Source organism: Streptomyces prasinopilosus, from assembly GCF_001419695.1.
GTDB classification, from domain to species: Bacteria; Actinomycetota; Actinomycetes; order Streptomycetales; family Streptomycetaceae; genus Streptomyces; species Streptomyces prasinopilosus.
The window spans coordinates 1-25,614 of record NZ_LIRG01000014.1 but is presented as its reverse complement, the minus strand read 5'-3'; the positions used below and the strand labels follow the sequence as shown (position 1 = coordinate 25,614).

Here is a 25,614-nt window from a genome sequence, read left to right as displayed (position 1 = left end):
CTCCCGGTGCTGGTTGGGTCCGGCCCGAGCGGGAGGGGCTACCCGGTGGCGAAGCTGGTACCGAATTTGACGGTGTTCGCGCCGATGCTGGATGTCGGGTAGAGGGTGGTCAACAGGCACTGGCCGTCCGGCATCAGCCGAACCGAACCCGCCGTCGTGCCCCCTACCTCGAACATCGTGTAGGTCTCGGCTGTGGGGCGGCAGTCGGGCGGCAGCGTCATGCACAGGGTGTCCGGAGCAAGGTTGCCTGTCGACGTAGCCGTGATCGTGGACCCGGAGTAGGTCAGCATCACCGCCCACTCCGTCATCCCGCCCGCCTTGCGGGCGCTGTAGGACGACACCGTGAAGCCGGTTGCGGCGGTCGGGTTGGTCGTGAGCGGGACGGGGGTGAAGTCGTTCAGCCGCGCGGCGGTGATGATCATGCCGGGTTGCCACTGGGTCACAGCCGGGCTTCCTTTCCTACAGGGCGACGACGGCCGGGGAGGCGAGCCCCACGGCCGTCCCGGCCGGATGCGGTTTCCTCACGCCGTTGACCGAGCGGGTCACGGTGAACCACTGCGGGTTGAGCAGCCGGAAGTTGTCGTAGCGGATGACGGGGCTGGTGTTGGTGTTGCTCGTGGCGATGAGCGAGCGGACCCCCATCTCGCCGGCCGCCGTCAGATCCCCGTCGACGGCAGCGACCTGCCAGCCGCCCGGGTCGGGGTCGGCCGCCCGCCAGGCGCGGGCCTGCAGGGTGGAGCCCTGGCCCTGGAAGCGGATCCGGTAGAACGTGCCGGCCGTGTGGGTGAGGGCCAGGGTGGCGGTCGCCAGCACGGTCTCCGTGCCGCCCACGCGCTTGCGCAGGGTCAGCACGAGTCCCTGGGCCGGGGTGGCTTCCAGCCTCGCCTGGTACAGGTTGTTGCCGTCCGTCGCGCGGGCCATCGGCCCGCCGGACTGGTGGCCGCCCGTGGACAGGGCGCTGGTGGCCATGTCGACCTGAAGATCGAAGTCCCGGCCCGGCTGGGGCATGAGGGTCCGGCGGGAGATGTTGACGGTGGTCATGGTGTGGGTGCCGACGCCGGAGCCGACCGCGTAGTCCGTGGCGGTGCCGCCCGTGAGCGTCCACGGCTGCCCCGTGTTCGCCGTGCCCCAGCCGCCCGCCGCGGTCCGCCCGAAGGTGTCCGTCACGGCGTCTGCGACGGCGGTCACGGTCATCACCTCGCCTCCCGCGCGGACGTCGAACGGGAACTCGGACGGGAACTCGGCCGAGGTGATCCAGGCGGGGCCGGCGGTGGCCTGCACGGTCAGGATGGTGGCGTCCGCGCCCACCGGGGTGACCAGCTGACTGCCGTCGGTGTCCGCCCGCGCCGACGCCGCGCCGACCGTGCCCACGCGCCACGGCCGGCCGGGTGAGCAGGTGAGGATGAGGTCCCACGTGGTCAGCGTCGCCTCGTGCCGGATGCCCTCCACGATCAGGTCGACGTCGCCGTGCCCGGCCCACTTGGGCAGGCCGGTGACGCGGACCAGGTCGCCCTCGGTCAGGGTGAGGGCGGCCGGGATCAGGGCGGGCGCCTTGTGGAGCATGATGCGGATCTGCGGGTAGCGGGGCCCGTCGTGGGTGCCCAGGTGCAGCCGCCAGTGGGCGATCGGCTCCGCCTGCGCGTCGTCGTGCAGCGACAGCGTCACCGAGTCGTCGTAGCGGCCGAGCCCGGCCGGGGGTTCGGCCACGGACAGGGGGCCGGTCTCGAGGACCGCGCGCCCCTCGCTCCCGCCGTCGCGTTTGACGGTGCGGTCGTTGCGGATCGCGGCGTCGTCGTCGACCGGCCGCAGCGGCGCGGCCAGGCCCGGCGCCCCGGCGTAGGACAGCAACAGCTTCGGCGTCTGGTTGTACAGGCTGGAACGCTCCCTAAACAGCAGCCCGGGGCGGCGGCGGTCCTCCAGGAGCATCCCGCCGTCGGCGTCGGCGGCGGCCTGCAGCAGGTTCAGGAGGGTGTCCACGGTCTGCGGCCCCACCCGCTGGGGGGTCTCCGGGCCCGGCAGCCGGGCCACCCGCAGGCCTTCCTCACCGGCCAGCCGGTACATCCGCTCCCAGGCGCTCTCGCCCGTCCAGGCGTCGATGGCGCCGAAGTAGGCCGGGCTGCTCTCGACGTCGAAGACTCCGATGTGGCCGATCGCCATGCCGTTGAGGGCCTGCGCGTAACCGCCGGGGGGCGAGGTGACGCCCGTGGGCCGGCCCGCGTTCCCGGCGAAGGTCTCGCTGTAGTTGAAGCTGTCACCCAGGAGGTCGGTCCACACGATGCGCCAGCGGACGTTGCCGCCCTCCTGGGTGACCTGGAAGCGCACCCGCACCCACTGCCCGTACAGGTAGCTGCCGGTGGCGATGTCCCTGGAGAAGAGGTCCTCGCCGTCCTGGTCGCGGCCGATGATGCGGGTGAGATCAGCGCGGAACTGGATGTACCACTGCCGCACGCTGCCCATGGACAGGATCCGCAGGAACGTGTTCAGGGACTCGTTCGGCTCGTCCAGCCGGTACACGAACTGCACACTCCACGCCGGCAGACTCACGAACGAGCGGTTGAAGACGAGGCCGGTCAGGTGGGACAGGTTGCCCGCGGTGCCCTTCAGGGTGGGCAGGGGTTCGGAGCTGGGCAGGCTGTCGGCCGCCGCCCAGTTCGCGTTGGTGAGCTGCAGGCGCGGCACCCGCTCGATCGGCGAGTACGCGTACCGCGCGTTGGCGCCCTCCTCCATCGGCCAGTACGCCAGCGGCCGGTAGGAGGGGATGCGGCGGCGCAGCGTCGACTGCAGGGCTTTGCGGCCCTGGCCCAGGCGGCGCAGGATGCCCGCGGCCTGGACGGGGACCCAGGCATCCGCGCCGTCCGGGGTCCATTCCTGGGGCCACTCGGAGATCTCCCCGACGAACAGGTCCGCGCGGTCGCGGACGGCCCCGGCAGCGGTGACGGTCCAGGGGCGGCCTGGCGCGTCGGTGAACGCCAGGGTGCCGGCGGGCAGGGTGGTGAAGTCGGGGTCGGCGACGATCGTGCCGTTGATGCCGGCTCGGACCTGGGCCCGGTAGCAGCGGCCCGTCACCGGCAGCCGGGTGCCGAACTCGTCGACCTGCCGGGGCGAGATGGTCAGCGGGGCGGCGACCGGGAAGATGGTCAGCGAGGGCAGGATGACGGGGTCGCTGATCTGCGTCCACGGTCCGTCGATGCCGGGCGCCCAGTACATGCGGAAGACACTGTTGCCCGACCCGTCGTTGACGTCGATGGTGACGCGGACGGCGGCCCGGCGGGGCAGCGGGGGCAGGACCCGGCCCGCGACGTGGCCGGTGGTCCCGTTGATGGTGGCGCCCACCCACAGCGAGCCGCCGTCCAGCCGCATGTGGTAGCTGCGGTCCCCGGGATCGCCCCACTTGCCGATCAGCATCTGGGCGCCGGGCGCGTACCAGTCGGCCTCGCCCTCCCACCTCAAATCCAGATCGCCGGTGATGTCGAGGGCGGCGTGGTCGGGGGTGGATGCGGTGCCCACCGTGACACCGTCCAGCTCGAGGAAGGACTGGGTGTCGGCCACGGACAGCCGGCAGCGGGTGTTGCGGCCGATCCGCCCGTACAGGTCCGACTCCGCGTTCCTCGGGGAGAAGCGGCCGTTGCGGTTGTTGATGGTGACGGACAGGCTGCCGGGGTCGGTGACGGTGGCCCCCTCGCGGCGGCCCGTCTCGATCTGGACCCGGTCACGGTTGTACGTCGGGACCGGGAGCCACTGCCCGTCCACGAGGATCTCCAGGAGGGAGTCCAGCGGGGTGTCGGGGAACGCCATCGGGTGTGTCTCCTTACGGGGTGCCGAAGAAGCCCTGGACGTCGCCACCGCGGGAGCCGGTCTGCACGATGCTGCGCACCAGCCGCTTCATGTCCTCGGGCCCGGCGAGCTCGATCCGGACCGGGATGGCCTGCGGGCCGTCCCCACCGGTGCGGCGCACCGCGCCGGCGACCGAGCGGAGCATGCCGTCCAGCTTGGACAGCGGCATGACCGCTTCCTGCTCCCGGCCCTCACCGATCATCGCGAAGGTGGGACCGGTGGTGACGCCGCCCTGGGCGAGCATGGGGATGTTCGGGGTGGACAGGGTGACCGATGGGATGTCGACGCCCATGATGGAGCCGCCGCCGATCGTGAAGGACAGGCTGTTCCAGCCGCTGATGATGCTGTTCACGGCGCTACGGAAGGAGCGCAGGATGCCGTCCCACATGCCCGACGCGGCACGCGAGATCCGGCCCGGCAGGCCGGACACGAAGGAGACGACCTGGCCGAACCAGCCGGCGACCCGGCCGGGGATGGCCGACAGCCAGCCGATCACACCGAGGATGGCTGAGACCGCGCTCTGGGTCTTGCTCTCCACCCAGCTCCACGCCTGGTTCCACTTGCTGGAGATCCAGGCGGTGAACTGCGAGATCAGGCCCGAGACCCAGCCGACACCCGCACCGACCGCGTCAGTGATCCAGTTCCAGGCGGACACGGTGGCCGCGACGATCTGGTCCCAGTAGACGACGATCAGCACGATGATGGCGATCAGGGCGATGATCGCGGCGATGATCCACGTGCCCGGGAACGCCCACAGGGCGGTGTTCCACGCCCACTGTGCGATCACCGCAATGCCGATCGCGGCGGCCATCAGCAGCAGCGCCACCGCCAGGATCTTCACCAGGGCGGGGTTCTCGCTCATGAACTTCGCCAGCGGCTGCAGGACCGGCAGCAGCATCTCCCCCAGGGTCGTGGCCATGGTCCGCCAGATCGCCGACAGGGACTGCGAGGCGGCGGCCGCCGCCGTCGCCTTGTCCGCGGCGCCGGCGGCCTGGTCCATGCCGGACGCGGCGGCCGCGGTCGCCGGGTTCATCGCCCACAGCGCGTCGGCACCCTCACCGGCCATGTCGCCGAACAGCTCGACGGCGAGCGCGGACTGTTCGGCCGGGTCCTTCACCCCGCGCAGCGCCTCCAGGGTCTTGCCCAGGGCCTGCTCGGCTTCGGGACCGCCCTTGCCGATGTCGTCCAGCATCTGCTTGGCGGGCAGGTTGAGTGCCTTGAAGGCCTCCGCCGCCCGGTCGGTCTCCTCGGAGGTGATGCGGGCGAACTCGTGGATGACGTCGGCGGCCTGGTCGATGTCCCGGCCGCCGGCCTGCACGTACTGCGACATCATTCCGAACGCCTGCTTGCCGTCGAGGCCCAGGCGCTGGAAGTGCTTGCCGTACTCCTGCACGACGGCGGGGATGTCCGCGACCATCTCCCGGGGCAGCGTCTGTGCCGCCCGGGTGAGGACGTCGAACGCCTCCTGGCCGTCGGCCGCCAGCCCGTTCTTGATCAGGTTCCCGGCTGCCCCGGCGGCGTCGGCGACGTCGACCTGCAGGGTCTCCGCGAGCACCATGGCGTGCTTGGACATCTGGTCGAGTTCGGCGTCCGAGACCTCCCCGAGCCCGCCCATCGCCTCGGCGACCGAGCCGATGGCCTGCCCGACCTCCTCCACGGACTGGCCGAAGCCGGCCGAGTACACGCGCCCGGCCGCGTCGCCCGCGCGGGCGGCCTCCTGCTCGGTGTACCCGAACTGCGTCTGCAGCTGGGCCTGGGTGGCCTGCATGTCCATCGCGGACTGCAGGCCCGCCATGAACAGACCGCCCACGGCCACGCCGGCGGCGGCGGTCTGGATGCCGCCCAGGCTGGATTCGACCTCGTTGGCCGCGCCGTCGGCGCCGGCGGTCAGGTCATCGGTGTTGATGCCGATCGCGACCAGCACTTCTTCAAGCGTCGCCATCTGCGGCACCCCCCTCGGTCGTTGAGTCGGTGCCGCCGATGCGACGGTTGTAGGCCTTCACCGCGGTGAGCATCTGCCGCCACTCCATCGGCCCCTTGGGGCCCTGGTCCCACTCGGGGATGAAGTCCTTCGGGGTGGCCTTCTTGCCCTTGCCGCGGGCCGCGTTGGCGACGGTGGCCGACAGGATGCCGTGCAGCAGGTCCAGGCGCTCGGGCCCGAGCGGGCCGGTGACCCGCTCATACGCCATCCACTCCGTCAGTTCCGCCGACGTCGTGCGCGCCAGCAGCTCGCGCACGGTGCAGCCCAGTTCGAGCGCTAGTCGGTGGTAGAAGCGTCGCTCGGGGTCGGCTCGGATTTTCCCGCCGCGTCCTCCACGTCCTCCTTGCGGAGCCCGGACAGCCGCTGGCAGACCGTGCCGAGCCGCTCGAGGACGGCGCCGTTCTTCGCCCCGAGGGCCTTCACCTCCTTGTCGGTGAACAGCCGCTCGAAGTCCTCGCCGACCAGGCACTTGGCGACCAGCTTGGCGAGCTGGTCGGCCATGTTCATCTTCTGCACCGAGCCGTTCGGCCCGAGGACCACCAGGGAGGACTGGTAGGCGTTGCGTTCGGTGCCGGACATGCCCAGCAGCCGGACGGTGCCGCCCCACTCGGGCACCGGCACGTCCTCCCACGCCCGGTCGTCGGCGGTGGTGATCTGGTCCTTGCTCAGCAGTGCCATGCGCCTACGCCCCCGTCGTGATGGTCGGCTTGCCGGAGACCTTCCACGTCAGCGACGCGGACGCCTTGTCGTCGTAGGGCGCCTCCGGCTCGAAGCCGGTGAGGATCGCCGGGAACTCCCACGTCGTGGCGTCCTCGTCGGGGAAGACGATCTGGTAGTTGCGGGGCGCGGCGTCCTCGAAGTCGCCCACCAGCAGGTCGTGCTTGTCGGGCTGGTAGTTGATGTCCGCGGACACCTCGCCCGGGTCCTTCAGGCTGCCGAGGAACTGCATCCAGCCGTTGGGGCTGTCGTGGCTGGTGACGTCGAGCGTCTCCCGCGAGATGTTGGGGGGGTTCAGCGACGTCACGTCGGCGATCTTCGTGAACACCTCGGGCTCTGCGCCGTCGCCGCGCTTGAGCTGGACGCCGAAGCCATCCATACCGGCCATGGGCCTACTCCTGTCTGTGCATGAGGAAGCCCCGGGCCGGTGAGGTCCGGGGCAAGGGGGGCGGGGTGGGGTCAGTGCTGCTCGGTGACCACGCGGTAGCGCTGCACCAGGTGCCGGATGTCGCCCGGCGGTTCCGGGTCGGTCAGCGTCTGGGAGAACTCGAAGCGGGTCACGATGTGGTTCAGGCCCGTGATGGTGAGCGGCTGGTGGTCCAGCAGCGCCGTGACCCGGGCGCCGATCCGCAGGACCTGCGCGTAGCCCTGATAGCGGGACCACGAGTGCAGGGTGATGACGGTCTCCCGGCCGAAGCCGCCGTGCCGGTTGTCCGGCGTCTCGAGCGCCTCGCCGATCACGACGAACGGGTAGGCGGCGTCCTCGGGGACGTAGTCGTAGACGCCCTTGATCAGGCCGGTCAGGGTGGCGTCGCCCTTGAGGCGGGCGTAGATGGCGGACTGGACCGGCAGCATCGGCGCGGGGGAGGTCACTGGGTGGCCTTCCGGATCTCGCGCTTCAGCCGCTCGGGCAGGCGCCGCTTCTCCTCTTCCAGGGACGGGCCCAGGGAGGGGTTCGCGGGCATCTTGCGGGTGCCGAACTCCTGCCAGATGGCGTACCGGTCGTCCCGGTCCCACCAGCCGATCTCGGCGCGCAGCTTGCTGTTCTCGTAGCGGGCCTTCACCGAGCCCTGCAGGTTGGCGCTGTCGACCTTCACGCGGCCCTTGGTGCCGTCGACGATGGCGCCGGCGGACTCCTTCAGGGCCCGGAAGCACGCGGCGCGCACCTCGGTGGGCAGCTGCTCCAGGCGGCGGCGCAGCTCGGGCAGCCCGTGGATGGTCACGGTGATGCCGCTGGACCGGCCGCCCCCGCGCGGGTGGCGGCGCCCGCCGCCGCTTCGTCGTCGTGCCATGGGCCCTCCCTCAAGTCAGCGGCCGGCCCTGCGCCGGTCCTTGCGCAGGGCGAACAGTTCGGCGGCCACGGCCAGCTGGGCCCACACCAGCCGCTCCTCGGTGGGCAGCTGGGGGTCCTCCGCCCGCTTCTTGCACTCGTGCGGCTCGCTCGCCACGAACGGCTTCTCCACGGTCAGCCTCCCTGCTGGGATTGGGTGAGCTGCACCAGCGCCTTGGAGTAGACGGGCGCCGACGGCTGCACCACGGACAGCACCCGGAACTTCTGTGCGTTGCCCAGGGCGTCGGTGCCGCGCAGCTCGTCACCGCGGCGCACGTCCGCCCGCGCGGACAGGTACACGTTGTGCGAGTGGTCCGAGCCGGACTGCTGGGCCATCAGTCGCTCGGTGGGCGACGGCTGGTCGACCTTGCCGCGGACCGTGCCCGCCTGCGTCAGGGTGGTTTCCTGGCCGCCCGCGCCGTCGTCCACGGTCGTCTCCCGCCACACCTCCAGGCGCCGGTTCAGGTGCCGGCCGATGCCCTTCACCGGGACACCAGCGTCGTGACGCTGGACCCGAACCGGGCGGCCAGCCGCTCCCGCCAGTGCTGCGTCAGCTCCATCTCGGTGACCCGGCCGTCGGACCCGTAGGTCACCGCCCAGTCCCCGAGCCGTTCGGAGGTGACCTCCTTGTCGGCGGCCAGGCCCTCGCCGCCGTCCTCCGCCCGGTACGCCTTCAGCGCGGCCGCGACCATCCGGCACACCAGGTCGACGATGTCGGCGGGCACCTCCACCAGGCCGTGCGTGTAGGTGACCTCGATCTCGGACGGCTCCCGGCCCGACCAGCCGGCGGCCCGCCACAGGCGCCCGGAGGACAGCCGCCAGCCGGTCTCGGTGCGGCCGTCCACGGTGACCGCGTCGACCGACACGACGGGCACCCCGGGCAGCGTCAGCCGCTGTCCGGGCACGCCCTCCAGGGTGACGGTGGACGTCGTGCGGGAGATGGCCGTTCCCGCCGCCTCCCGCACGGCCGTGGACGCGACGCCCAGATACACGTTGACGACGGCCGCCTCCGAGGGATCCACGGCCAGGCCGCGGGCCTCGAGGTCGTCCACCGTCGCGAGCGGTGCCAGTGCCACGGCGTCCTCCCTGCTACTTGGCCATGTCGATCAGGTCGGCCTTGGTGTAGTTCGCCGCGTCCTCGAGGGACATGTGCTGCGTGCGCGCCACGTAGGCGGCCCACTCGGACTTCGGCGCGGACTGTGCGGGCCGCTCCGGGTCGCCGTCCTCGGAGCCGGTGTCGGGGCCCGACACGATCTCCTGGCGCGGCTGCGGCGGCGGCCCGTCCTCGTCGCGCTCCGACTTCAGCTCGGTGCGCGGCTTGGGACTGTCCTCGCCCGGGGCGGGTTTGGACTTCTCCTCGGTCCGCGGCTCGGGCCCGGAGGCCTGCGCTGCGGCAGGCTCGTCCTGCGGCCAGGACCACTCGCCGGACTCCAGCCGCCGCTCGATCAGCTCCTTCGTGAACGGCTGGCCGACGGTGACCAGGAACAGGGCGCCCGCCGAACCGCGCAGCCGGATCTTGTCTCCCGGCTCCATGTCAGGCCCCCACGATGACGTCGGCCGCGGCCAGACCGGTCGGCCGCACGACCTTCGCGCCGTACAGGTGCAGGCCCTTGACGATGTCCGCGAAGCCCTTCTCCTTGCGGGTCGCCTCGGTCTTGTTGATCTGCTCCGCGTAGGTCACCGCGCCGTTGTATCCGGCGATGACGAGCTTGCCCGCGCCCGCGCCCGGACCGTCGGGGGCGTTGTTGGACTTGCGGATGGTGAAGCCGGCCGCCTCGCCGACCACACCGTTGGCGCGGGTCGCCGCCGCCTGCGCGTCGCCGGTGCTGACGAAGCGGGAGTCGCGCAGCAGCAGACCGTAGAACGCGGGCGGCACGACGACCCAGCGGCCCTCGGTCGGCACGTTGTCCTCGTCGAGGACCGTGCCCAGGTCCACCAGCAGGTCGTAGGCCTTCGCGGATCCGGTCGCCTTGGAGATGGTCTGTTCAGCGACCAGGTTCCCGGCGTGCACGCCCGCGGCCATCAGGCCGGCCACGTAGGCGTCGGCGACGTCCCGCAGCTTGTAGGCGGCCTTGCGGGCCTGCTCGGTGAGGACCTTGCCGCCGTTGAAGGCCTGCCGCTTCTCCACGTCGTCGACCTCGAACGCGAAGTACTTCGACTGGTCGATCAGCAGCGTGGAGTCGGTGTCGTCGACGTCCTCGATGGTGATGTCCGTGTGCGGGGTGTAGGTGCCGATCGTCGGCTCCGCCAGGGACGTGATGTGCACGGTGTCGCCGTAGTTGGCGATGTCGCCCTCGTACTCGCGGTTCACGACGCCCGGGGCGGCGTAGACGTGCGACTTCTCCAGGGTGACCAGGAGGTTGGCGTTCCAGACTTCCGGCTTGAAGGCGCTGATGGCCATGGGTTTCTCCTTGAGGGGTTACCGGTTGGAGCCGAGGTAGTCGTCGAGGCGGCCCTCGTTCTGGGCCTTGACGATCTCGGCGTGCTTGCCCGCCTGCGACAGACGCCTGACGTCCGCCTCGGTGAGCTGGGTGGGCCGGGCATTCCCCTTGCGGGCGCCGGAGTCTGCGGTCCCTTGGAACCGCGGCTTGGTGCTGCCGCCTTGCGCGGCCAGGTAGGGCTTGGACTTCAGCAGGTCGTCGATCGCGTCGGCGACCTCGTCGGCGTCGACGTTGCCGTCGTCGTCGACCTCGAAGGCGGTCAGGTCCAGGAAGCGGTGCGCGTCGCCCGGGTCGGCGAGGCGGCCCGCGGCGGCGGCCTTCACCTCCGCCTTCACCAGGCGCTCGTTGACGCGGGCCATGGCCGTCGCTTCGGCCTGCCGCACCAGGGCCTCGGGGTCGGGCTGGTCGCCGTCGGCCGGCTTGTCGCGTTCGGCCAGCCGGGCCTCGAGGTCGCGGCGCCGCTCGCGCTCCGCCTTCAGCTTGCCCTTCATGGTGTCCAGGGCCTTCTTGCCCGGGTCACCGAGCTGGTCGGCGCCCTCCGGGTCGGCGTCCGTGTCGTCCGGCTCGAGGCCTTCGACTTCCTCGGTCGGCTCCACCGGCTCGGCAGCCGGGTCGACGTCGAGCTCGGCGGCAGGCGTGGGCGTGGTCATGGTGGTCTCCCGTTGCGGGTGCGGGCCCGCGCGTTGCGCGCGGGCAGGGGTCAGGCGAGGTAGCCGTGGTTCCGCAGCAGCCGCACGGCGTGCTCACGGTCGTCGGCCAGGCGGTAGATCTCTTCGGGCATCAGCCGGGGCGTCTTCGACACGCGGTAGCGCTGCCCTTCGACCTTCTGGAAGTTGCGCAGCCGGGCCCCGGCGAAGCCTCGCTTGGTGACGCCCTCGGTGGTGATCTGCAGCTTCCGGCCGTAGACGGTCGCGGACTGCATGCCGCGGCGGGCGTTCACCAGCTGCCCGAGATCGGCGCCCTCAGCGAGAGCCCGCGCGCCGGCCTCGCCGAACGTCCTCCGCTTCTGCTCCTCGGACATCTGCGCCACCAGCCGCTTCGGCGAGGGCACTTCCGGGGTGTGGTCGCGGGTGACGGGCTCCATGCCGCACTTGCAGCGCGGATGCCGCAGGAACGCCTTGTCGGTCTGGTACTCGGCACCGGCGAGGATGATGCACCGCGAGCACGCACCGGCCTCCACCACGCGGATGTAGCCGGTCACGGACGGGCGTGCGGTCATGCCCACCGAGTCGGCGGCCCGGCCGGTGTCCGCTACGGCGGTCTGCACGATGGCGTCCAGCAGCGCCTGCCCGGAGACCAGCGCCTGCACCAGCGGCCGCCCCTGGGTGAGCATCCGCAGAGCCGTCCAGATCGGCGCCCGCAGCACATCGGCCAGCGGCCGGCCCGACCCGTCCACACCGGCGAACGCCTGCGGAATGAGCCGGTCAGCGGCCGGACGGTCTTCGTTCTCCGGGCCCAGCAGCCGCAGCAGCCACGGGTCGGTCATCTGCACGGCCGTCATCTGCGAGGCCATCACCAGGGCAAGGACGTCACCCAGCAGCCCGAGCCACGACGGGTACAGGTTGTCCTGGTCCAGCCGCCGCCACACGCGGCGCGTGGCCAGCGCGGTCGCCAGGGCCAGACGCCGGCGGGCCTCCATGTGCGCGACCGCCTGCGGGGAGGGGCTCACGCCGCCGGCTCCTCACCCTCGTCGGGCGCGTCGTCCAGGCCGGGCTCCTCGTTGCCGAGGGTGGGCGGTCCGCCGCCGATCTGCCGGGTGAGCTCGGTGACCGGGTCGGCCTCCAGCTCCTCCATCCGCATCGCCATGATGTCGGCCACCTCGGTCGGTGTGAGGCCGTAGCGCAGGGCCAGCCACTTGAACGGGAACCCGAGCTGCTTCAGCTTCAGCAGCGCGTCCGCCAGCTGCGCGTGCGAGCGGGACTCTGCGTCCTTCCACAGGACGCGCCCCGAGCGCATCGCCTGCGCCTTCCCCTTCTCGCCGCGGGCCAGGGCGATCAGGCGGGCCGTCTCGCGCAGGCCCTGCCCCGACCACGTCTGCTTCTCCTCCACCCGCTTCACCAGACCGGTCTCCGCGGCCAGCAGCGCGCCCTCGGCAAGGTTGGCCATCTTCCCGACCAGGTAGTGCTGCGGGGTGCGGGTCTGCGCGGCGAGGTGACCGACCGCGACCTCGATCAGGCCGGTGTACATCAGCAGGTTGGCGGCCTGCCACTCGCCGATGCGGGCGTCCTTGTCGTTGAACATCATCACGCGGTCGACGGCGAACTTCGCCAGGTCCACCGGCTGCTTGCCGACGACAATGCCCTCGCTGTTCATCTTCGGAATGGACGGCAGTTCGGCGCCCAGGATGACCCGCTGCGGGAACGACGCGTAGTCGGAGGCGGTGAACAGCTGCGCCCACAACAGGTTGATGGCGTTCTGCATGGCGATCACGCCGCCCACGTCGCTGATCGGGTCGGCCGCCAGCGACGGCTTGTTCGGCAGCTCCACCATCGGCACCACGCCCATGGGGTTGGGCTGCGGGTTCGGCTCGTGGCCTATCTCCCGCGGCTTCCACCGCTTCAGCGCCTCGTCGACGTCCGCCATCTGCGGCGACTTGTCGCCGTCCGAGATCAGGTGCGGCCTGGAGAACTTCCACACCTCGTCCGCCAGGTAGAGGGTGGCGAAGTCCTCGCCGCCGTCCTGCCACCGCTTCAGCGCCGCTCTGCGCAGCCGGCGCGAGCCGGGCTCGTAGGCGATGACGCACTGAGAGGGGTCCTCGAACGTGACCACCGGGATCTCCGGGTCGTCCGGGTCGCCCCACACCAGCACGAAGCTGCGGGCGTGGACGACCGAGCCGAGGAACCCCAGCTGCGAGTCGGCGTCCAGGCCGTTGACCTGCCACACCTTCCACAGTTCCTTGTCGGCGTCCGTCTCCTCCGAGGCCTGGAAGCCGGTCACGGTCATCCGCTCCACCGGGGAGTCGGCCACCACCTGCGTCCAGTTGTCGGAGAAGTCGCGGTAGCGGTCCCCGTGGAACTTCGCGAACTCGTCCGACGCGAACTTCAGCGGGTGGTCGCCGCGGTAGAACGCGTTGTGCACGGTGATGTCCCGGCCGCGCTGGATCAGCTCTGCTTCCAGCAGCTGCACCAGGTGGAGGGCCTGTTCCATCGTCGCCATCGGGCCCCCTCTCATGCGCCGTAGTAGTAGGACTCTCGTTTCTCAGCGAGGCCGGCCGCGATGACGTCGCCCAGCGCCTCGTGGGCGAGGATGCTGGGGATGGTGGCGTCGATCTTCTGGGCGGGGCTCGCCTTGCGGAGCACGTAACGGTCCATCGGGCGCGCGGCCGCGCGTGTGTTGGCGATGTGGTCCGCCGTGATGGGGCAGCCGTCGTGCGAGAACGTGCTGTCCTTCTTGACCACGTCGGTCTTCAGCCGCTCGCACGCCGCGTGCATCTGGACGATGCGCCGGGTGTGCCAGCGGATGACGCGTTCCTCGCCGTACAGGTCGACCCATTCGTCGATCTCGGTCTCCCAGTACGGGGGGTCCGCGTACAGCCGCACCACGTCGTAGCGGGCCATCAGCTGCCCCAGGGCCGCCCGCACCTCGGCACGCGGGACCTGGCCCCCGTAGTCGGCCGGGTTCCAGATGGTCGGCTCGTCGTTCTCCCCGTAGACCGGGGTGAACTGGTAGCCGTCCATCGTCTCCGCACGCAGCGCCGTCCAGTCGTCGACGTCGGAGCCGTCGAAGCCGAGCACGATCCGGGTGAACGGGCGGATCCTGCGCGGGTCGGCCTTGGCCGCCCACTTCGCCGGGTCCAGCCACGCCGCGCTGCCCGAGACGCACCGGTTGCCGAAGAACCGTTCGGCCTGGGCCGGGTCCTTCTCCATGATCTCGGCAGCCTCCGCCTCGATCGCGTCCAGGTCGACGTGCGAGGACCCGGCGTACACCACGGCGTGGATCTTCCGGCGGTCCCGCTTGTTGGCGTAGGACAGCGTCTTGGGTGCCTGCGGGTGGTAGCGGAAGATGTCCCGGGCCTTCGACTCGGACGTCGTCTGCGCCACCGAGTTCTCCGAGGGGTCCCAGCCGTTCGTCGTCTCCATCGACCGGCCGCCCATGCCGGCGGCGCCGCGTCGCTGGGTCTCCCCCGCCTTTCGCAGCTTGTTCGCCGCGGTGTACAGGCCGGACTCGTCCTGCATGGCGAAGATGATCGGGTTGCCCAGCCGGGACAGCGCCGACGACGTCACCGTCTCGATCTTCCCGTCCTCGCCGACCCGGGTGAACTCCTCGCCCACCCGCATCTGCTCACGGAGCGGACCGCGCTTCACCATCTGCTGAAGCGGCCGGTAGACGTTATCGACCTGCGACTCCGACGTGGCCATCAGCTGGATCAGCGGGGTCGGCCACGGCACGCCCATCGGCTCGCTCGGCTCGTACTGGTACCACCAGCCGCAGCCGCAGCCGTGATCCGAGCACCGGTACCGCTCGCCGCCGCGCGCCCAGCCGTCGAAGACAACCGGGCCGGCCGCCTCGGCAAGCACGATCGTCGCCGACCACGGGCCCTTACCGGTCTTCTGCGGGGCAACGACCTGCGACCGGCGATGCTGAAACGCCGTCGCCAGACGCCGCTCGCCATCGGCGCGGTACGGCTCCACCCCCGGCTTGATCCGGTAGTGGTTGACCGTGCACCACAGCTGCCACGGGTACAGCTCCATACGCTGGCCCGCGCGGAAGCCGTCCGGCACCGGGCAGTGTTCTTCGATCCAGTACGGGACGACCCAGAGCGTGGGGAAGTCGACGACGAACTCGGGCCCGGCGTCAGGACCCTTCGCCATTGGGCACGACCTTCATCCGGTCACGCGGACCGGGACGCCGCGGTGCCTCCGCAGCGACGGACGGGAGGTCCAGCACCACCGCGTCGACCACCGGGGCGATCCTCCACCGGTTCCGCAGCATCCCGGAGACGCTCAGCCCCAGGCTGTCCAGGTAGCCGCGCACCATCTTCTTGATGTCCGCGCGGGCGTCCGGCCGCTCCGCCTCCGCCAGCGTCCGGCAGAACAGCGCCACCTCGAGGGCCTGGCCCATCTCCGCCCACATCACCGCCTGCGGCTTCGCCCACAGGTCCGCCCAGACGGCTTCCTCCCGCGGCGTCGCCTCGGTCAGCGGCCACTCGGGCACCGGCCCGGCATAGCCGTCCGCCGGCAGCGTCTTCCACCCGCCGGCCTCGGCCGCCCGCATCTGCCTCAGAGAGTTCGGGTCCGGCGGCGGACCGGACGCGGCATGTCCGCCTCGCGGCATGGCAATCACTCCTCGGTGTACTGCGTTGCGCAGCACGAATCGGCGTCACCTTGCGTGACGGCTGGTGGACCCTTTGACCCGACGAACCCCCCGGAGCCCTCCCCCGCGCTGTCCACCCCCTGGCCGGCTGGGGGTCACCCCCCTGGGTGCCGTGACCGTGCGTCACGTTCCCCATGTCTCGGCTGCGGTCTTGCGCGAGTGATGACGCTTGCTCATGGCTTGCCAGTTGGACGGGTCGAAGCCTCGTGGTCCGAGGGGTCCAAGTCCGTCGATGTGGTCGACCTCGGTTGCAAGGTCGCGCTGTAGCTGAGGCTTGGCGCTGCACTCGGTGCACTCGCAGTAGGGATGCGTCTGCAGGTACTGGGCACTGGCCTTGCGCCATGCCCTGTCGTAGCCCCTCGTGTTGGGCTGGGGGCGAGCTACCCGGGCCTTGGCCTGGCAGGGGGCACACCTGCCTCTGGGGGTGAGGGTGGGGCAGCCTGGTGTGGGGCAGACCTGCATGGCCTTGCGTGCGGCCATCGTGCCGTGTCTCCCTGGTCAGTCCTTGTAGCGCTTCTTCAGTACGTCCTCATGGAAGGCAGACCAGCCGAGTCCGAGGATGAGAGCCAGGACGGGGATGCTCAGGGTGAGCAGCAGGTGCTTCCAGGTCTCGCCCATCAGCGGGGCTTGCCGACCAGTGCGGCCTTGACCAGTTCCAGGGCCTGGGCCTCGGTGAAGCCTGCTTTGATCAGGGAGGTGTACAGCTCGTGAAGGGCGACGGATGCGCCGGCGAGCTTGCTGATGGGGTCTGCGGGTGTGTCGCCCATGGTGTCCTCCTGGACGTGCGTGAGCCCGGCCTGTGTGATGCATGGCCGGGCTCGGGCGGGGATGGGTCAGAAGTCGGGGCAGAGGTGCTTGTGTACGGCGTCCACGATCTTCTGTCCGGTCTCCGGGGTGTTGAGCTCGGGCAGGCGTGTGTCGATGGTGAACCGTCCCAGTGCCTGCTGTGCCAGCTTCTCCCGGTCGTCCGAGCCCTTGATGGAGCTGCACTGGTTCAGTCCGCGGCTGACGGCCTGGTCTTCCTTGCCGGGCTTGATGATCCTGGGGTCGATGGCGTTCAGCGCGTCCAGGAACGCCTTGCGGACGGCCTCGTCGGGCTCGGGCGGAAGGCCGGCGGCCTCGCGGGCCTTGGCCTTGTCTTCGGCGCTGATGTTGGACGGCTTGTTGTCCACGGTGGGCTCCTCTTCGCTGCTGCATGCGGTGAGCGTGAGGGCGAGGGCGGCGAGGATGCCGGCGGTGGTGGCGCGGGTGCGCATGGTCCCCCCAGAAGTCGATGGCTGAGGAGACATCGTCTGTTACGTGGGAGGGCGGCGAGGGCGTGGTGACGGTGCTGTGACACACCGATGCGCCCGTGCCGGGGGTCAGGCGGTGGTGCTGTTGGTGATCAGCCCCAGGGTGGCGAGCGCGGTCAGCAGGGAGGTGAGGGCCGCGTTCCCGCCGGTCGACCCGGTCACGGTCGGCTTGGCTGCGGCCGTCGCCCCGTAGAAGCCGAGCGTGGTGCCGAGGTGGCGCAGGGCGAGCGCGATGACGACGGAGTCGTCCGTCGTCCACTCGTTGGCGGCGCTCCGGCGCCAGTTCACGTCACGGGCTCCGGTGCCGGGCCCGGCCTCGATGGTGCCGTTCGCCAGGATCCGGACGCGGTCGAAGGCTTCGACGCCGACGATGCCGGCCAGCAGGGTGTCGGTGGCGGTGGCGCGCTGGGTGGTGACGGTGCCGGTGATGGTGCCGCCGGTCCGTTGCAGGTACCGCTGATCGGCGAGCGTCTGGGTGAGCGCACCGATGATCTCGGGGGTCAGGGGGACGTCGCCGGTCGCCGGGTTCGGCTCGATGCCGGCCACGGTCAGCGCGTACTGGATGAACTCGGGCATGACGTCGACGCGGGCGCGGTCGGCGAGGTCGATGCCGGGGACGGCGTCGGCCGCGTTGACCTCGATCGAGTACGGGGGGTCCGCGACCAGGGGGCCCTTGTCGTGGTGCCGGGTGCGGCGGATCACGGTGTAGGTGAGGCCTTCCGGCTCCGTGTCGGGATCGTCCCCGGCGGCGAGCCGCACCACGACCTGGCCGTCGGCGTCGATGTCGACGCGGATCGGGTCGGCGGTCTGGCTGGTGGTGCCGTTGGTGATGCGGCCGGACGGCACGAACGTGTAGTAGCCGGTGGCCGGGGTCTGGTCGGCCTTCAGGGCGGTGTCGCGGACTTCGACGTAGGTGAGCGGCATGGTGTGGGTCTCCAGGCGGGCGGCGACGGCCGCACGGAAGCCGGCCATGGGGAAGCTGGGGTCGACCTTGCGGGTGGTGCCCTCGCCGTGGCCGATGACCGCGTCGGCGGTCCAGCCGTGGTGGCGGCAGATCGCGGCGGCCCACTTCACGGCCGCCTCGTACTGGGCGGCCGGGTAGGGGTCTACGCCGTCGCCCAGGTTCTCGATCTCGATCCCGTAGGTGACCGTGTTGCCGTCGACGGGTTCCGCGGCGGCGGGTGCGGGGTGTACCGGGGCCTGGGCCACCATCGCGTCGTAGGCGTTCTGCGCCATGCCGCCGAAGTGGTTGGCGCGGCCCCCGGAGATGAGGGTGAGGGTGCCGTTCTTGGCGAGGTGGGCGTGGCAGAGCGGTCCGGGGAGTCCGGCGTCGCCGTTGATGCAGAAGGCGAGGCTGTCGGTGCCTGCGGTGTGGTGGATGGCCACACCGGCAACGGGGCCCCAGGCCGCAATGTGGTTGCGGTCGTGGGTGCGCCAGTTGGGCGACAGGTTCTCTACCGGGGCGAGGCCTTCGGCCTGCAGCGCGGCGAGCATCTGCGTCGGGGTCATCGGTGGGGCCGTGGGCACGGGGACCGCCTCTCGTCGGCTCGGGTCAGTCCTCGCGGATGGTGCGTCGGATGGAGTCCCGCAGGTTCTCGGCTTCGCCGCGCAGGTCGACGCGGATGCTGGTGCCGCGCTTGGCCGGCTGCGGGTCCTGGAGCTGGACGGCGGCGGCGAAGTCGGCGGGTGTGGCGAGGTCGAGGACGTAGCCGTCGCGGTGGCGTGCGGCCTGCTCGATGATGCGCTTCCGCTTGGGGTCGCTGCTCTGTACGCCCTCGGTCCAGCGGAGGACGAAGACGTGCCCGGTGGGGAAGCGGGCGGGGAACGCGTCGGGGGTGGTGGGCACGCCCATGCGGGTGTTGAGGGTGCGGGCCTTGTTGAGGCCGTCGAGGATGGCGGCGATGACGCGGAGTTCGCGGGTGGTGAGGGTCTGCACGGTGGAGGCTCCTTGGTGGAGGCCGGGAAGGGGTGCGGGAAGGAGACGGCCCCCGCGACCGGTGTCCGTGTCGGCTTCGAACGGTCCGGTGCGGGGGCCTGGGTTCACGGCCGCACGCGGCTGCTTCCCGGACAGGCGGGGGCTCGTGAACGGGAAAGACCCGCCGGAGGCTGGGTGCGGGGATGCGACCACTCCGGCGGGCCTTGTCTGGGGGTAGACACAGTTGTTCTACCTGCGCGTGATCGTTACCCACGCATCGTTACCCCGCAAGGGCGGGTGTCTTGTCGCTGGTCAGGCGCGGTTTGGGGGCCTGCCGGGCGGCGTGCAGGTCTTCGAGGGCGTACAGCGGGTGGCGTTCGGTGCCGCCGGCGGGCCGTATGAGGCCGCGGTGGCGCCAGACGCGCAGGGTGCTGGTGGAGATGCCCAGGGCGCGGGCGGCGAGGTCGGCAGGAAGCAGTCGGGCCATACACCCCAGTGTGATCAGCTTTCGCCCGACTGTTCCCTTCGCTCAACCGGCGGCGGTCACAGGCCGATGCCGTCGGTGTGCATTGCCTTCGCCAGTTCGTCCTGCATGCGGTAGCTGGGGGAGCGGTGCAGCTTGCCGGCGTCGCGGTCGTACCGCTTGGTGGTGCGCGGGTCGGCGTGGCCCATGGCGTCCTGAACGTCGGCCAGCGGGACGCCCTTGGACAGCAGCGCGGTGGCGTAGGAGTGGCGCAGGGAGTGCGGGGAGAGCGTGGCGTGGTGCGGGATGTCGGCGGCCTTCGCCACGCGGCGGATGAGGCGGAACGCGGCGGGTTCGTCCATCGGCCTGCCGGTGCGGGTGGCGAAGACGTAGTCGGCGGCGCGGCGGCGGCCGGGACCGAGATGGCGGTCGATGGCGTCCACGGCGAGCGGCACCAGGACGACGCGCTTGGTGTGGTCGCCCTTCACCACCAGGTCGGCGACGCGGTGGCCCTGGTCGTGCCCGAGCTTGCCCACGGTGAGGGCCAGGACGGAGCCGATGCGGCCGGCGGTGGTGGCGAGGGTGGCCAGCAGCGCGTAGGTGCGGGTCGACTCGTGGTCGCGGGCGTAGGCCAGCAGCGTGCCGAGCTGGGCGGCGGTGAGGCCGCGGGTGGGGGAGTCGTCGGCGGACACCGAGGGGCGTTCCATGCCCTCGAAGGGGTTGCGGTCGGCAACGTCGGCGCGGATCAGGTACGTGTACCAGCTCGAGGCGGCGGCGAGTCGGCGGGCCCGGGTCGACTTGGCGAGGCCGGTCTCCCGCAGGGCGGTCTCGTACTCGTCGGCGTCGGTGGGCTTCGCCCGGGTGGGGTCGACCCCGGCGTGGGCGCAGTAGGCCAGCCACCAGGCGGCGTCCTTGGCGTAGGCGGTGCGGCTGTGCTCGCTCGGGCGGCGGGCCATCCAGGCGCGGGTGGACTTCAGCACCGCGGGCGAGGCGCCGGCGTCGGCGAGGAGTTCGAGGAGCGCGGTGGGTGACGCGGCGGGTGGGGTGCCGCGCAGGGGGAGCCGGGTCTCGTCCGGCCGCGCGAGGTCGGCGGCGGCGGGTACGGCGGGAAGCGTGTCCATGACTACAGGATAAGGGTCATTATTCTGTGCTGCCCGGGGTTCGGCGCGGCCCGGCGGAGGTGATCGTTCCTGCCCGTTTGGGGTCCGGGGGAAGCCGGGGGAACATAGCGCGCATGGCTGCCCTTCCCCGGACCGAGTGCCCCGTGTGTACCCGCGACGTCGCCGTGACCCGGCGGGGTCTGGTGTACCGCCACGATCCGAGGGGCGGCCGGGATCCGGAACTGAGATCGTGCCCGGGATCGCTGAAGCCGGTGCAGGCGCCGGCGGGCGCGCTGCTGCTGTTCGTCTCCCCCAACGACGACCCCTCGGTGAGCAAAATTTTGCGCACACCGCCGGAGCCGACCGGGCTGTTCTGAGTTCCCGGGCTTTCCGGCCCCCCTACGCACGGGCGCGCGTGGAACTGGTGAGACCGCCCCTCGCACGCGCGGACTCCTAGAGAGGCAACAGGCAACTCCTACCGCGGTGTCCCCCGAGCCGGAATCGTGGTGGACATGCAGACCACACACCTGGACGGGCTGGGTCCCGTCGCCGCTGTCATCCGCTCCATCGGCTTCCGTCACGAGGGCGCACACGACCTCGTGACCGATGGCCTCTACCTCGACCTGCGCACCGCCCTGCGCAACCCCGCCGACGACCCGACCATGCGCTACCGCACCGGCCTGGACGGAGACGTGTACGCCCACGTCCTGGCCACCCCCGGAGCCCGGGAAGTCATCGCCCGGACCGCCGTCCAACTCCGCGTCCTGGCCGACGAGGTACCCGCGGGCCGGCTGGTCCGCCTCACCGTGGCGTGCCAGGGAGGTCGGCATCGTTCCGTGGCTGTTGCGGAGGCGGTCGCCCATGAGATCTGGACCGCATGGGAGGGCGAGCGCGGAGTCGAGGTGGAGCACCACCACATCGACCGCCCGGTCCTGCCCGCTTCCGGCTGATCCGCGATACGTCGCCGCTGCTGCGGGGAGGGTGCCGCGGCCGAGGTTCCGTGAAAAGTCAGCGGCCCCGTCCCGGAGTTTTGTGACCTCGGGGCGGGGCCGTGGGCCGGTGCTGCGATTCCCGGCCGTTCAGAGGAGATGGCCCTGCCCGCCGCAGGGCTCGCGGGCAGGGACACCGGGCGGCCACCCTGCCCGTCGCAGGTCACCGGGCAGGGGTGCCGAGGGCCGCCCCAGACGACGGGGGGCGAAGTCCGGGAGCGGCTCACGCCACACTACCGGACTTACAGAGTTCGGGAGTTCATTGGTTGTTGATGTCCGCCCCCAGCAGTGAGCGGCGCATCTCGGCCTCGGTGTTGCCGCTGATCTGGTGGCTGTGCCGTAGCAGCAGATCGACGGCGATACGGATCAGGGTGTTGTCGGTGATCCGCTCGGTCTTGTCGGTGCGCTCGGCAGCAACACGTCGGCGTAGGGTCGCCAGCGCGGCCACCTGGTCATCGCGTAGTCGCGCCTCCGACCGAACGAACGTCTGGTATCTCGGGGTCTCGTCCTCGGGCTTCCTGGTCATAAGCGCAGACTCTGTCACTCCGCTGGTCGGCGGAACGACGGGGCCCTATCACATCACCCGCATGACTGGATCGGCCCGGGGTCTGGCTGGTGTGGCCGGCGGCACGGTTAGGTTCCGTGCCATGAACGCACTTCCCAGGACTCCACTGCCCGCCCTGTCCAGTCCCCCGGGGGACCGGCTCGAGGTCGTGTCGGCGTGGGACGAGGCCACCCCGTACCAGTCGTGGCGCCCCCAGGCCCTCGTCCCGTCCACGCTCCGGCCGGCGACCACGCCGCGGGTGTACGCCGTGGTCAACCAGAAAGGCGGCGCGGGCAAGACGACGACCACCGTGGAACTCGCGGCCGCGTGGGCGGCGCAGGGCCTGCGGGTGCGGGTGGTCGACGCCGACGACCAGGAAGCGGCCCTGTCGGAATGGCTGCTCCCCCAGTACCCGGACGGTGCGACGCGGCATTCGCTGCGGTCGGTGTTCTTCGACGAGTGCACGCTGCTGGAGGCCACCTACCCCACGTTGTATGAGGGCATCGACATCGTGCCCTCCAGCCTGGACCTGAAGCGGGTGGAGTACGACCGGCCGATCGGAGCGGAAATGGCTCTGGCAAGCGCGCTGCGGCAGGAAGCCGAGGCGCACGGCGGCCGTTCCCCGTACGACGTGACGCTGATCGACGGGGCCCCGTCCCTGGGTCTGGTGACGGTGGCCGCGTTGACCGCCGGCGACCAGGTGCTGGTGCCCCTCGCGGTCGGCGGCCTGGACCTGAAGGCGATGGCCGCGCTGGATCGGACGATCACGAATGTGCGGGCGAAGACGAACCCGAAGCTGGAAGTCGGCGCGGTGTTCCTGACGGCGTGGGACAAGTCCGGGTTCGCGCGACAGCTGGCGTCCAGGGTGACCGAGGACTACCCGGAGGCCGCGCTGTTCCCGATCCGGCGGAGTGTGCGGGCGGCGGAGGCGCCGATCGCGGAGCAGCCGGTGCGGGTGTGGGCGCCGGAGTCGACGGCAGCCGCCGACTATGACCAGGCGGCCGGCCTGCTCCTGTCCCGAGGACCGCAAGCGTGAGCCGACGGTCGTTGAATCTGCCGCCCGCCCGGACTGGCTCGCCGGACGCGGAACAGCAGGTCCTGCCAGACATGCTCCCGGAATCGCTGAACACGGGCGAAGGCGTGGTCCAGGGGATGGTCGGGATGGACACGACCGCTGTCCTGTCGGTCGCCAGCCTGCCCACGCCCTACGACGTCGCCCCCGAGATCACCTCGCCCCTCACGGACAAGGAACGCAGCGACCTCAAGCGGTGCGAGCAGGCCCTCCATGGGTTCCGCAAGGCGCTGATCGTCGCGGGCAAGGCGCTGGAGGTCATCAACCGGGGCCGGCTGTACCGGGAGACGCACGGCACGTTCGAGGAGTACGTGTGGGAGGTGTGGGGATTCAAGCGGGCTCACGCCTACCGGCTGATCGATGAGTGGCCCGTGGCGGTGGCGATGTCTCCAATTGGAGACATCAACGAGGCGCAGGCCCGGGAGCTGCTGCCGGTGTACAAGAACCACGGCCCGGAGACGGCCGTGGCCTTCTTCCGGGAGACCACCGAACTGGCCGGGGAGCGGAAGGTGACGGCGGCCGCGCTGGCGGAGGCCCGTGCGGTGCTGCCGCCACGTCTGGCCGCGCCGGCCCAGGTCGCCGATGTGCTGCGGGCGGCCGCCGCCGAGGGCCGGGTGCCGCGCATCGTGCCGCCCCGGGTGGAGATCCCGGAACGGCCGGCCGGGGAGCCGACGCCGGCCGACGGGGACGCGCTGAAGGACGCCGCGCGGGCGGGTGCCGAGGGGATCGCCGTCCTTGAGGCCGCGCTGGCGCAGCAGAAGCAGATCTATGACCGGCTCGCCGGTGTGGTGGCGCCGGCGCTGCTGTACGACCCGGGCCGGGCGGACATGCTGTTGGGGGAACTGCGGCAGTATGCGAACCGGACGGCGTACCGGGCTCGCGGCCGCGGCGGCGAGGGGAACGAGGGTCGGAGCGCGGGGGATGATTGAGAGGTAGATGGCGTGGGGACGCTGAGGCCCCGCATCCTTCGTCGGGGGCGACGCAGAGGGTGCGGGGCCTTCGCCGTGCCCGGGGTCAGGCGGCCGGCTGTCCGAGCCTGACCCAGACGTCGAGCCACTCCCCCGGGGCGAGCTCCGTGCGGCAGGTGCGGCAGGAGGCGGTGTTGCGGCCGCGGTCGTAGCGCATCCGGCCGGTGCAGCGGGAGCCGTCGGCCAGTTCGGCCGGGCACGGCACGTTCGGGGTGTCGGCGTCGGCGGTGACCGTGCGCAGTTCGTCGGCGAGGCGGCCGGCCGTACGGTGCAGCTCGGTCAGGTCGGTGCCCTGGACCGCCCAGGGCAGGTGTTTGCGGATGCCCCACAGGGCGAGGGCGAGGCGGGCGTCCTCGCCGGGCGGCCGGGACGCCGGGGAGATGCCGCGGGCGAGGGTGAGGTCGGCGTACCTCAGGTACAGGGTGTTCGGCACGCCCATCGGGCCGATCAGGGCGAGGATCCGCCCGTTCAGCGGGAGGACCGGTTCCGGGCTGCCGGAGACCCGCTGGCCGCCGAGGGCGCGGCCGGGCTCGAGGGCCGCCGACAGCCGCGGCCAGATCTCCTCGATGGCGTCCAGGCGGGCGAGGATGCGGTCGTGGCAGGCCTGGCAGGTGGTCCACAGGGCGCGGGCGCCGTGCAGGACGAAGCCGCAGATGGTGCAGGGGTTCACGTCGTCTCCGGGTCAGGCGAACAGAGGCAGTTGCGCAGCCGTCGGTGTGGGCGTGGTGCCGTTCAGTCGTTCGTCCAGGGCGCGGATACCGGCCCGGAGCGGTTCCGCTCGGTCGTGGCGGTACAGGGTGGCCACGCATCCTTCGCACAGGCCGCGCTTGCCGTCCGCGCACAGCACGGGCGTACCGCGGCGCAGACGTCCCTGCCCGGTGGGACAGACGAGCGTCTCGTCGATGTGCAGGCCGGGCGCCTTGAGCGTCCACCGGTTGAGCTCGGTCCGCAGCTCGCGGAGCTGAGCCCTGATGATCTTCTTGTCTGCGGGGATCATGTCGTCTCCGTTCCGGGAAGGCACGGCGGTCAGGCGTTCGGGCGGTCCAGATAGGTCTGGGTGCGTCGGAGCAGTTCGGCGGACCCGGGCTGTTCCTTGGCGTAGGACCGGCACCTGGTGCAGGTGCATGTCGTGCGGGTGTCGGCGGCGGCGTCGGACGGGCCGACGGGCCAGGCGCCCGGAACATGGCCGGTGGCGTCGGGCAGGTTCGCCGGCGGCTTGCTGCTCTGCTGCTGGAACTGGCGCACGCCCTCGCGCTGGACGCCCTGGCCCGACCTGATGCCCTGCCGCATGAAGGCCCTCAGGTCGCCTTGGCGGCGCATGGCGGCTACGTCTTCGGGGTTGAGGTGCTGGTCGCTCATTCGTTCCCCCTGTCGTGGGACGGCGGTTGCGCCTTGGGCAACAAGCCGGTCTGACGTCGGGTGGTGCGACTGCTCGAACGGTGCGGCCGGCCGGGGTGGCAGCACGGGACTGCCACCCCGCCGGGACTAGAACGGCGGCGGACCGGCGGACGCGTACTCGTCCTCGGGCGCCTCGTAGCGGGCCGCGACCGCCTGCTGTTCCCGGGCGATCTCCTCCCGCATCTGCCGTGCCTTCACGCAGACGCCGCAGATCCCATCGGCGGGCGGATCGCCCCTGCCGACGCGGTGGCAGTTCT

General features: G+C 71.4%; 32 protein-coding genes. 4 read left to right on the top strand and 28 right to left on the bottom strand.

Going from position 1 to position 25,614, the window contains the following annotated elements; all coding sequences use genetic code 11:
- Positions 1-38 precede the first annotated feature (38 nt).
- From AOK18_RS01045 to AOK18_RS35065, 24 genes are all read right to left on the bottom strand, one after another.
- On the bottom strand, positions 39-443 hold the full coding sequence (locus AOK18_RS01045; RefSeq protein WP_055693012.1) for a hypothetical protein: 405 nt from the start codon (positions 441-443) through the stop codon (positions 39-41).
- A 16-nt stretch (positions 444-459) separates the two neighbouring features.
- Positions 460-3,795, bottom strand: a complete 3,336-nt coding sequence (locus tag AOK18_RS01040; RefSeq protein ID WP_055693011.1) for a hypothetical protein — start codon at positions 3,793-3,795, stop codon at positions 460-462.
- Between the two features lie 13 nt (positions 3,796-3,808).
- Positions 3,809-5,776, bottom strand: coding sequence for a phage tail tape measure protein (locus AOK18_RS01035; protein WP_055693034.1), 1,968 nt, complete (start codon positions 5,774-5,776; stop codon positions 3,809-3,811).
- Positions 5,763-6,071: a phage tail assembly protein T gene (locus AOK18_RS01030; RefSeq protein ID WP_240503007.1), complete on the bottom strand. Its 309-nt coding sequence runs from the start codon at positions 6,069-6,071 to the stop codon at positions 5,763-5,765. Before AOK18_RS01030 ends, AOK18_RS01035 begins: the two co-directional genes overlap by 14 nt.
- A 20-nt stretch (positions 6,072-6,091) precedes the next feature.
- A complete protein-coding gene (locus AOK18_RS01025) occupies positions 6,092-6,493 on the bottom strand; it encodes a hypothetical protein (protein WP_055693010.1) in 402 nt (133 codons plus the stop codon).
- Positions 6,494-6,497: 4 nt separating this feature from the next.
- Positions 6,498-6,920 carry a phage tail tube protein gene (locus tag AOK18_RS01020; RefSeq protein ID WP_055693009.1) on the bottom strand — a complete coding sequence of 141 codons (423 nt, stop codon included), beginning with the start codon at positions 6,918-6,920 and terminating at the stop codon, positions 6,498-6,500.
- A gap of 71 nt (positions 6,921-6,991) precedes the next feature.
- Positions 6,992-7,405: a DUF3168 domain-containing protein gene (locus tag AOK18_RS01015; protein ID WP_240503006.1), complete on the bottom strand. Its 414-nt coding sequence runs from the start codon at positions 7,403-7,405 to the stop codon at positions 6,992-6,994.
- On the bottom strand, positions 7,402-7,824 hold the full coding sequence (locus AOK18_RS01010; RefSeq protein WP_055693008.1) for an HK97-gp10 family putative phage morphogenesis protein: 423 nt from the start codon (positions 7,822-7,824) through the stop codon (positions 7,402-7,404). Before AOK18_RS01010 ends, AOK18_RS01015 begins: the two co-directional genes overlap by 4 nt.
- 15 nt (positions 7,825-7,839) lie before the next feature.
- Positions 7,840-7,995 (bottom strand): hypothetical protein, encoded by a 156-nt coding sequence (locus AOK18_RS32775; protein ID WP_157864991.1) that lies wholly within the window; start codon positions 7,993-7,995, stop codon positions 7,840-7,842.
- A 2-nt stretch (positions 7,996-7,997) separates the two neighbouring features.
- Positions 7,998-8,348, bottom strand: coding sequence for a phage head closure protein (locus tag AOK18_RS01005; RefSeq protein WP_055693007.1), 351 nt, complete (start codon positions 8,346-8,348; stop codon positions 7,998-8,000).
- Complete coding sequence (locus AOK18_RS01000; protein ID WP_055693006.1) at positions 8,345-8,938, bottom strand: hypothetical protein; 594 nt, start codon at positions 8,936-8,938, stop codon at positions 8,345-8,347. The genes AOK18_RS01005 and AOK18_RS01000 overlap by 4 nt, the downstream gene beginning before the upstream one ends.
- 13 nt (positions 8,939-8,951) lie before the next feature.
- On the bottom strand, positions 8,952-9,395 hold the full coding sequence (locus AOK18_RS00995) for a hypothetical protein (RefSeq protein ID WP_055693005.1): 444 nt from the start codon (positions 9,393-9,395) through the stop codon (positions 8,952-8,954).
- A 1-nt stretch (position 9,396) separates the two neighbouring features.
- Positions 9,397-10,263: a major capsid protein gene (locus AOK18_RS00990; protein ID WP_055693004.1), complete on the bottom strand. Its 867-nt coding sequence runs from the start codon at positions 10,261-10,263 to the stop codon at positions 9,397-9,399.
- A gap of 18 nt (positions 10,264-10,281) precedes the next feature.
- Complete coding sequence (locus AOK18_RS00985) at positions 10,282-10,953, bottom strand: hypothetical protein (protein WP_055693003.1); 672 nt, start codon at positions 10,951-10,953, stop codon at positions 10,282-10,284.
- A 50-nt stretch (positions 10,954-11,003) separates the two neighbouring features.
- The gene (locus AOK18_RS00980; protein ID WP_240503005.1) at positions 11,004-11,972 is read right to left on the bottom strand and encodes a VG15 protein; all 969 of its coding nucleotides are present in this window, start codon (positions 11,970-11,972) and stop codon (positions 11,004-11,006) included.
- Positions 11,969-13,459, bottom strand: a complete 1,491-nt coding sequence (locus tag AOK18_RS00975) for a phage portal protein (RefSeq protein ID WP_055693002.1) — start codon at positions 13,457-13,459, stop codon at positions 11,969-11,971. The genes AOK18_RS00980 and AOK18_RS00975 overlap by 4 nt, the downstream gene beginning before the upstream one ends.
- An 11-nt stretch (positions 13,460-13,470) precedes the next feature.
- Positions 13,471-15,114, bottom strand: coding sequence for a hypothetical protein (locus tag AOK18_RS00970; RefSeq protein ID WP_055693001.1), 1,644 nt, complete (start codon positions 15,112-15,114; stop codon positions 13,471-13,473).
- Entirely contained in the window at positions 15,098-15,517 is a 420-nt protein-coding gene (locus AOK18_RS00965) for a hypothetical protein (protein ID WP_206281484.1), read from the bottom strand. Before AOK18_RS00965 ends, AOK18_RS00970 begins: the two co-directional genes overlap by 17 nt.
- A 716-nt stretch (positions 15,518-16,233) precedes the next feature.
- Positions 16,234-16,383, bottom strand: a complete 150-nt coding sequence (locus AOK18_RS32770; RefSeq protein ID WP_157864990.1) for a hypothetical protein — start codon at positions 16,381-16,383, stop codon at positions 16,234-16,236.
- A 66-nt stretch (positions 16,384-16,449) separates the two neighbouring features.
- Complete coding sequence (locus AOK18_RS31655; protein WP_055693000.1) at positions 16,450-16,872, bottom strand: hypothetical protein; 423 nt, start codon at positions 16,870-16,872, stop codon at positions 16,450-16,452.
- Between the two features lie 105 nt (positions 16,873-16,977).
- Positions 16,978-18,417, bottom strand: a complete 1,440-nt coding sequence (locus tag AOK18_RS00955; protein ID WP_055692999.1) for a peptidoglycan recognition protein family protein — start codon at positions 18,415-18,417, stop codon at positions 16,978-16,980.
- A 43-nt stretch (positions 18,418-18,460) separates the two neighbouring features.
- Positions 18,461-18,844 (bottom strand): hypothetical protein, encoded by a 384-nt coding sequence (locus AOK18_RS00950; protein WP_055692998.1) that lies wholly within the window; start codon positions 18,842-18,844, stop codon positions 18,461-18,463.
- A 259-nt stretch (positions 18,845-19,103) separates the two neighbouring features.
- Positions 19,104-19,310 carry a helix-turn-helix domain-containing protein gene (locus tag AOK18_RS00945; RefSeq protein ID WP_055692997.1) on the bottom strand — a complete coding sequence of 69 codons (207 nt, stop codon included), beginning with the start codon at positions 19,308-19,310 and terminating at the stop codon, positions 19,104-19,106.
- Positions 19,311-19,366: 56 nt separating this feature from the next.
- Positions 19,367-20,407, bottom strand: coding sequence for a tyrosine-type recombinase/integrase (locus AOK18_RS35065; RefSeq protein ID WP_055692996.1), 1,041 nt, complete (start codon positions 20,405-20,407; stop codon positions 19,367-19,369).
- 113 nt (positions 20,408-20,520) lie between these two features.
- Between AOK18_RS35065 and AOK18_RS00935 the strand changes: the two genes are divergently transcribed.
- Both AOK18_RS00935 and AOK18_RS00930 read left to right on the top strand, forming a co-directional pair.
- Positions 20,521-20,763 (top strand): hypothetical protein, encoded by a 243-nt coding sequence (locus AOK18_RS00935; RefSeq protein WP_107100316.1) that lies wholly within the window; start codon positions 20,521-20,523, stop codon positions 20,761-20,763.
- 135 nt (positions 20,764-20,898) lie between these two features.
- Positions 20,899-21,336, top strand: a complete 438-nt coding sequence (locus AOK18_RS00930) for a RapZ C-terminal domain-containing protein (protein ID WP_157864989.1) — start codon at positions 20,899-20,901, stop codon at positions 21,334-21,336.
- A gap of 298 nt (positions 21,337-21,634) precedes the next feature.
- Here the strand turns inward: AOK18_RS00930 and AOK18_RS00925 are convergent, their stop codons facing one another.
- A complete protein-coding gene (locus tag AOK18_RS00925) occupies positions 21,635-21,823 on the bottom strand; it encodes a hypothetical protein (RefSeq protein WP_206281483.1) in 189 nt (62 codons plus the stop codon).
- A 199-nt stretch (positions 21,824-22,022) separates the two neighbouring features.
- Here AOK18_RS00925 and AOK18_RS00920 point away from each other — a divergent pair, with 199 nt between their 5' ends.
- Positions 22,023-22,955, top strand: coding sequence for a ParA family protein (locus tag AOK18_RS00920; protein WP_079104782.1), 933 nt, complete (start codon positions 22,023-22,025; stop codon positions 22,953-22,955).
- 125 nt (positions 22,956-23,080) lie between these two features.
- Positions 23,081-23,920 carry a hypothetical protein gene (locus tag AOK18_RS00915; protein ID WP_240503004.1) on the top strand — a complete coding sequence of 280 codons (840 nt, stop codon included), beginning with the start codon at positions 23,081-23,083 and terminating at the stop codon, positions 23,918-23,920.
- A gap of 85 nt (positions 23,921-24,005) precedes the next feature.
- Here the strand turns inward: AOK18_RS00915 and AOK18_RS00910 are convergent, their stop codons facing one another.
- The 3 genes from AOK18_RS00910 to AOK18_RS00900 are packed head-to-tail and all read right to left on the bottom strand — an operon-like array spanning position 24,006 to position 25,318.
- Positions 24,006-24,629, bottom strand: coding sequence for a hypothetical protein (locus AOK18_RS00910; protein ID WP_055692990.1), 624 nt, complete (start codon positions 24,627-24,629; stop codon positions 24,006-24,008).
- Between the two features lie 12 nt (positions 24,630-24,641).
- Complete coding sequence (locus tag AOK18_RS00905; protein ID WP_055692989.1) at positions 24,642-24,956, bottom strand: hypothetical protein; 315 nt, start codon at positions 24,954-24,956, stop codon at positions 24,642-24,644.
- Between the two features lie 29 nt (positions 24,957-24,985).
- On the bottom strand, positions 24,986-25,318 hold the full coding sequence (locus AOK18_RS00900) for a hypothetical protein (RefSeq protein ID WP_055692988.1): 333 nt from the start codon (positions 25,316-25,318) through the stop codon (positions 24,986-24,988).
- Positions 25,319-25,614: the final 296 nt, after the last annotated feature.